The organism is Streptomyces sp. NPDC052236, from assembly GCF_044548015.1.
Lineage (GTDB): Bacteria > Actinomycetota > Actinomycetes > Streptomycetales > Streptomycetaceae > Streptomyces.
In genome coordinates, this window is sequence record NZ_JBIUBL010000014.1 from 244,401 (window position 1) to 250,897 (window position 6,497).

At 68.6% G+C, this 6,497-nt stretch carries 5 protein-coding genes and 1 pseudogene; 4 read left to right on the top strand and 2 right to left on the bottom strand.

The features are described from left to right. The first annotated feature begins 844 nt into the window (after positions 1–844). Positions 845–1,087, top strand: coding sequence for a hypothetical protein (locus ACIHCQ_RS23820; RefSeq protein ID WP_399665705.1), 243 nt, complete (start codon positions 845–847; stop codon positions 1,085–1,087). Positions 1,088–1,317: 230 nt separating this feature from the next. On the opposite strand, the gene ACIHCQ_RS23825 is transcribed toward ACIHCQ_RS23820, so the two are convergent. Then, positions 1,318–1,758, bottom strand: a complete 441-nt coding sequence (locus tag ACIHCQ_RS23825) for a hypothetical protein (RefSeq protein ID WP_267006468.1) — start codon at positions 1,756–1,758, stop codon at positions 1,318–1,320. A 430-nt stretch (positions 1,759–2,188) separates the two neighbouring features. Between ACIHCQ_RS23825 and ACIHCQ_RS23830 the strand changes: the two are divergent. Further along, positions 2,189–2,379: pseudogene (locus ACIHCQ_RS23830) on the top strand (IS5/IS1182 family transposase); the annotation flags it as partial. Continuing rightward, a complete protein-coding gene (locus ACIHCQ_RS23835) occupies positions 2,356–3,336 on the top strand; it encodes a PP2C family protein-serine/threonine phosphatase (protein ID WP_399665735.1) in 981 nt (326 codons plus the stop codon). The pseudogene ACIHCQ_RS23830 and the gene ACIHCQ_RS23835, both read left to right, overlap by 24 nt. Before the next feature lie 369 nt (positions 3,337–3,705). On the opposite strand, the gene ACIHCQ_RS23840 is transcribed toward ACIHCQ_RS23835, so the two are convergent. Then, a complete protein-coding gene (locus ACIHCQ_RS23840; RefSeq protein WP_399665741.1) occupies positions 3,706–3,957 on the bottom strand; it encodes a hypothetical protein in 252 nt (83 codons plus the stop codon). Here ACIHCQ_RS23840 and ACIHCQ_RS23845 point away from each other — a divergent pair. Continuing rightward, positions 3,856–6,414: a SpoIIE family protein phosphatase gene (locus ACIHCQ_RS23845; protein WP_399665738.1), complete on the top strand. Its 2,559-nt coding sequence runs from the start codon at positions 3,856–3,858 to the stop codon at positions 6,412–6,414. The two genes, ACIHCQ_RS23840 and ACIHCQ_RS23845, sit on opposite strands and share 102 nt — an antisense overlap. Positions 6,415–6,497: the final 83 nt, after the last annotated feature.

Here is a 6,497-nt window from a genome sequence, read left to right on the forward strand (position 1 = left end):
TGGGCCGACCCGCTCTCGACGCTGACTCGCAGGTGGGCCGCAGTGAGAACGACTTGCTGCGGCTCGCGCGCTTCTCGCACGGCTCTCACGGACTGTGTGTCATGAGGCAGTATCAGGCGCCGTGCGGGGGCGGAGGAGATAGGCCCACTCCGCGGAGCGGTCATCTGGCTCCGCAGGCTCCGCCCCACAACATGATCTGAACCTGGAACAGGCCCTAGTCAGGGTGAGGCGGCGCGGTGAGGGCTGCATCCGAATTCTGTACATCGGTCTGCCCTGATCGAGGGGCGGCACGGCTCCTCGAACGCTCCGATGCCGCCGAAGGCCCTGAAACCTGGATGCGGCTGGCGCTCGGCCGGTACCTTGCGGGATCGTGGGCTCCTGATGATGGACGACGACTCTGCGTTCGTCGGCGACAGCGGGCCGGCGGTGTATGCCCAGCCCCGGATGCCCTACAGCGAGCGACCCGTCGCGCGTGCCCGGCGGGCGAAGGCACAGGAGCTGATCGAGCGGATCGTTACCGAGGGGCGCTTCCGGATCGCTGATCCCAGTGACGACGAGATCGCGGAGTGGCGGCGCGTCGTCAATTACGCGAAGCGGCACGGCCTGGGAACCGGCAGGCAAACGCATCGAGATGTCCCTGTCCGGCGGGCCGGGGCTGGAGCTGTTCCTCGCCGAGGACCCGCATGCCACCGCTGGCTGGTCTCCATCGCCGACGGGCTCGGGGCTCGACAAGGTCCCGCCGGGCAAGGCTCGACCTCAGCCTGCCCTCTGCCCGCAAGACGCTGATCATCCGCGAGTTGGAACGGACCGAAGCCGTCTTGGCGAAGGTTCACAAGGAGACGCCGTGACCTCACCACGCAGTCGCTCTCTCACCGAAGACGGTGTCTCCGCGAAGACCGCCACGGCCCTGCGGGCCGCGATGCAGCGGCTCTTCGGCGGACGTCTCACCAAGGAGAACCTTTGGCGAGAAGCCCAGGTCAGTCGGGCCACCATGAGCCGGGCCACCACCATCCTCACCGAGTGGGACAACCACATCGCCGAGCACGGCACCACCACGCCGGGCGAAGCCCGCCTAGAAGACTCCTGAAGATCTTGCTCGGGCCGCCCGATTCACCCCGGATTGCCGGTAAATATCAATCAGGTCGAACCGGTGCAATCCGGGCGCGATTTCAAGATCTTCATCGGTCTCCTAGACGATGAGATCAGCCGGCGCCGCCGGAAGCTCACCGAGAAGACCCGCAAGTGCACCCTCCTGAACAGGCGCCACAACTCCACGTTCCCTGCCCCATAGCCCGTCCATACCCAACTGATCCCTGGTCAGCGGCGGCCGGTGGCCAGGATGACGAGGAACTGGCCGCCGCCCGGCTCGATGTCGGCGGTCACCGGCAGCCCCGGTACCAGTCGGGAGAACCGGTCCACCAGCCAATCCGCCGCCTCTTGGGCGTCCCGCCTGGTCGGACAACGGCCCACCATCTCGCGGCCCCCCTTGCGCTCCAGCCTTCCGGCAACGGTGATCAGCGGCGCGGGTTCGACCACGTACAGGCGGTCCGGCCAGGCGATGACCACCTTGACCGCGCCCTTGCGGGTGTTGCATCCGCGGTGCGCGAGCCGCTCGGCGACCTTGGCCTTCCGGTCGGCAGTCCGGCTGTCGACGCTGGGCCCCCGCGGGTCGTTCACCGACTCGTCGGGGTCGACCGCTTCGTCACACACCCAGCACCGCCAGCCGTCGCGCTCGGCCACATCATCAAGGAGACTCATCCGAGCAAACTAGCCTGCCCGGCCGCCACCCCGCGTACCAGGGCCCCGGCAAAGTCTTAACACCGGCCAACAATGCTGCAACGCCTGGCAACCAGCGTCACCGATGCTTTGACTTGCGTGAATGCCGATACCTTGATGGCCCACCAAGGTATCGGGGTGGTGGGCCCGAGGGCCAGCAAGGCATCGACGGGGAACTCTGGTGGGCCTGGGCCGTCACCCTGATGACCAGGGGCACCCGGAGGGTAGTGACGGCCCGGTGCGGCGTGGAGCGCGCGGCGGATCTGCTGGATGTCGTGGTCGCCGATGAGTAGGTATCGCGGGCCGGGGCGCGTGTGAGGCAGAGCCGTCGGCAGCGCTGGTGGCGTCGGGAGTACGGCAGCCGGTCGAAGTTGTCGACGTGCAGGCCGATGTGGCGTCCGGTGGTGGTGGCCTGGTTGCCGGGGCTGGCCGCGCAGCCCAGGCGTTCGGGCTTGCCACGGTCTACCGGTACGTGGCCGAGGCTGTGGAAATGCTGGCCTCCCGTGCGCCCGACCTTGCCGCTGCCGCCGCGCGGCGTCGCAAAAGGCGTTCGTGATCCTCGACGGCACGCTCCTGCCGATCGACCGGATTGCCGCTGACCGGCACCTCAGGCCTGCCGTCCCGGCAGTGCTCGATGTCGGCTTCATGTCGATATGCTGCATTTTGCTGTCGCCGGTGATCCTGACCGGCCTGATCGCCGGCCTGGCCATGGCGGCGATCGCTGCGGTCACTGTGGCGGCGGCGTACGCAAGCCATGTCCGACTCCAGCGGGAGCAGGCTCTCTTCCACGCCAGGCTCGTCGCTGACGTCGCCCAGAAGGTCCTGCTGCGGCCCATGCCGCGCCGGGTCGGCGGCGTCGAGGTTGAGTCGCTGTATCTGGCGGCCCAGGCGCAGGCCCGGATCGGCGGTGACTTCTACGAGGCGGCTGACACCCCGTACGGGGTCCGCCTGCTCATCGGCGATGTGCGCGGCAAGGGCCTGTCCGCGGTGGGGACGGCCTCCGCGGTGGTCAACTCCTTCAGGGAAGCCGCGTACGACGAGCCCGACCTGGGAGGCATCGCCCGCCGACTGGAGACCAGCATCACGCGCCACAACGCAGCCTTCCCCGCCCAGGACCCGCCGGAGTGCTTCGCCATCGCCCTTCTCGCCGAGATCCCGAACAGCGGCGACCTCATCAGGATCCTGAACTGCGGGCATCCCCCGCCGCTGCTCCTGCACCGCGGGGAGATCCGTGCCCTGGAGCCCACCGCCCCCTCGCCGCCTCTCAACCTCGCGGCGCTCATCGGGGACCACTACAGCGTTGATGCCGTCGCCTTCGCCTGCGGCGATCAGCTGCTTTTCTACACCGATGGCGTCACCGAGGCCCGGAACCGCACCGGCGAATTCTTCCCGCTGCGGGACTGGATGCGGCAACAGACGCCGACGCCACCCCGCGAGCTGCTCGACAGGCTTCACCGCGACCTCCTCCGCCACAGCAGCGGAGGACTCAACGACGACATCGCAGCCCTCGCCGTGCGCTCCGCGAGTCAGGCCGCGAAGAACTCGGCGGGCCCGGCATAGCTGGCCTGGTGGCGGGGCCGGACGACGACGGTGAGATGAAAGCCGAACGCGGTCTTTCGCCTCGAAAGGCCGCAGGCAGTGGGCGGCGGTGGGTCGCCGTTCCCCGGCGGGAACAAGGGCAAGGGCGACCCGCGGCAGTGGCGTGGTCAGGAGCGGGGCAGGCTCCTGCCCACCGCAGCGTGACCCAGCCATCCGATCACGATCGCAGCGCGCTGTGGTTGGGCCTGGATGGATGCCTGGAGAGCAGCCGCGCTTCACGCGGTTTCCGGCGCGAGGGCAGGCCGGCGTCGGGCGGAAGACGTTCTTGTGCGAGTCCGTCTGGGCTCGCACGCGGGTGCTATGAATGAGGTCATGAAGGGATCTTTCTGGCTATATCGGAAGCCGTCGCATCATCCGTTCGCCGGGCGGCCTCGTGATCGTCGCGAGTCCCTGCTGAACCTGCGCAGTGTCGCCGGGCAGGTGTTCCTTCTCCAGATCGTGATCGTCCTGCTGCTGGTCGCGGCCGGAGCGACGACTGTGGTGCTTCAGGCGGCGCATGACGCCCTGCATCAGGGGCGTCGAGAGTCGGTCGTCGCGGCCCAGACATTCGCGAATGCCCCTGGCGTGGTCGAAGCGCTGCACAGCCGGAACCCCACGGCGGTACTGCAGCCGCGCGCGGAAGCGGCTCGGAAGAGTGCGGACGTGGATTTTATCGTTGTCATGGACACAAAAGGGATTCGCTATACATACCCGTACCCGGAAGAGATCGGGAAGAAGTTCATCGGCAGCATCGAACCGTCGCTGGAAGGCCGCACCACCATCGAGGAGGCTGGCGGGCCGCCCTTGCCGGCGGGCCGGGGGACTGCCGTCCAGGCGGTGGTTCCGGTGACCGATGTCGGCGGAACGGTCGTCGGCCTGGTGTCTGCCGGGATCACGGTCAAGAACGTGGCGAGACTGTGGGTGCCGCAGCTGCCGATCACCTTCAGTACGGGCGCGGCCGCGCTGGCGGTGGCTACCGCCGGGACAGCGCTGGTGTCCCGGCGGCTGCGGCGGCAGACGCATGGCCTGGGTCCCGCGGAGATGACGCGGATGTACGAACACCACGACGCGGTCCTGCACGCGGTGCGGGAGGGGGTACTGATCACCGACGCCGAGGGGCGGCTGCTGCTGGCCAACGACGAGGCGAAGCGGCTGCTGGGTCTGCCGACGCATGTTGAGGGGCGGCAGGTGCCGGAGTTGGGGCTGCCGGGGGAGATCACGCGTTTGATTGCGTCGGGGGAGGTGGTCACGGATGAGGTGCATCTGGCGGAGGACCGGTTGCTGGCGGTGAACAAGCGGCCCACGTTCCCAGAAGGGGGCCAGGGCGGCAGCGTGGTGACGTTGCGGGATACGACGGAACTGGCGGCGGTATCCGGTCGGGCGGAGGTGGCGCGGGAGCGGCTGAAGTTGCTTTATGAGTCGGGGGTGCGGATCGGGACGACGCTGGATGTAATGCGTACGGCACAGGAGTTGGCTCAGGTAGCGGTACCGCGGTTCGCCGACGTTGTCACGGTGGATCTGCTGGATGCGGTGATGCGAGGTGAGGAGCCGACGGCGGGGAAATGGCGGCATCTGCGTCGTGCGGCGAGCAGCGGCGAGCAAGAGATTCTGCCGCTGTTCCCGGTGGGCGAACAGCTCACGTTTTCACCGGCGACGCCGCAGATGCGCGCGTTGGAGTGGGGGCGGGCGGTGCTGGGGGCGGACTTGCGGCAGGCGCGGGGGTGGCAGGAGCAGGATCCGGATCGCACCCGAAGGGCACTGGAGTACAGGTTGCATTCGCTGGTGACTGTGCCGCTGCAGGCGCGGGGGGTGCCGCTTGGCGTGGCGAACTTCTACCGGATGGGCGATTCACCGGCGTTCGAACAGGAGGACCTGTCCTTCGCGGAGGAGTTGGCCGCGCGGGCGGCGGTGGCTATCGACAACGCGCGGCGGTTCACCCGGGAGCACGCGATGGTGGTCACGCTGCAGCGGAGTCTGCTGCCGCGCGGGCAGCCGGAGCAGGATGCAATGGACGTGGCCTGGCGGTATCTGCCGGCGGAGGTCGGGGCGGGCGGGGACTGGTTCGATCTCATCCCGCTGCCGGGCGCACGAGTGGCGCTGGTGATGGGCGACGTCGTCGGTCACGGACTGCACGCGGCGGTGACGATGGGGCGGCTGCGCACTGCGGTGCAGAACTTGTCCGCGCTGGACCTCCCCGTGGACGAGGTGCTCGGGTACTTGGACGAACTGGTCGTGCGTATGGACAGCGAGGAGAGCACCGGCGAGGCCGCGGAACATCACGAGGGAGTGGGGGCGACGGGAGCGACGTGTCTGTACGCGATCTACGACCCGGTAACGGGGACCTGCACGGTGGCCCGTGCAGGGCACCCCGACCCGGTGGTGGTGTACCCAGACGGGACCGTCGCCTGCCCGGACGTGCCGATCTCAGCCCCGCTCGGACTGGGTGGCTGCCCGTTCGAGACCGCCGAGCTGCGCCTGCCCGAGGGCTCACGACTGGTGCTGTACACCGACGGGCTGGTGGAGGACCGGACCCGCGACATCGACGTCGGGCTGGTTGGGCTGCGCCGGACGTTGGAGCGAGCCGAGGGGCGCACTCCCGAGGAGACGTGCCGGGCGGTGATCCACGCGATGACGCCAACACACCTTTCCGATGACATCGCGCTGCTGGTGGCACGTACCCGGTTGCTCCCGCCTTCGCGCGTGGCGGAGTGGGATGTGCCGCCGGACCCAGCGGCGGTGGCCTCGGTACGGGCGCACTGCAGCGAGAAGTTGCGTGAGTGGGGGCTGGAGGAGATCGGGTTCGCCACGGAACTGATCATCAGCGAGTTGGTCACGAACGCGATCCGGTACGCATCACCTCCGATCAGGGTGCGGCTGCTGCGCGGGCGCAGTTTGACCTGCGAGGTGTCGGACGGTAGCAGTACCTCGCCGCGTCTGCGGCGGGCGGCGACCATGGATGAGGGTGGGCGAGGGCTGTTCCTTGTGGCGCAGTTCGCTCAGCGATGGGGGACGCGGCACACACCGGGTGGCAAGGTCATCTGGACCGAACACCGTTCCTAGACACTGAGCGGGAGTGAGTCCTGGTGCCAGGACTGCTGCTCGGTGGCGCTGCCCCGAACGGTGTTGGGCAGGCTGGTCTCCCG

Excerpts from the sequence above, each read along its gene's own strand:
- ACIHCQ_RS23825 (WP_267006468.1), bottom strand. The coding sequence starts at position 1,758 with ATGAGTCTCCTTGATGATGTGGCCGAGCGCGACGGCTGGCGGTGCTGG.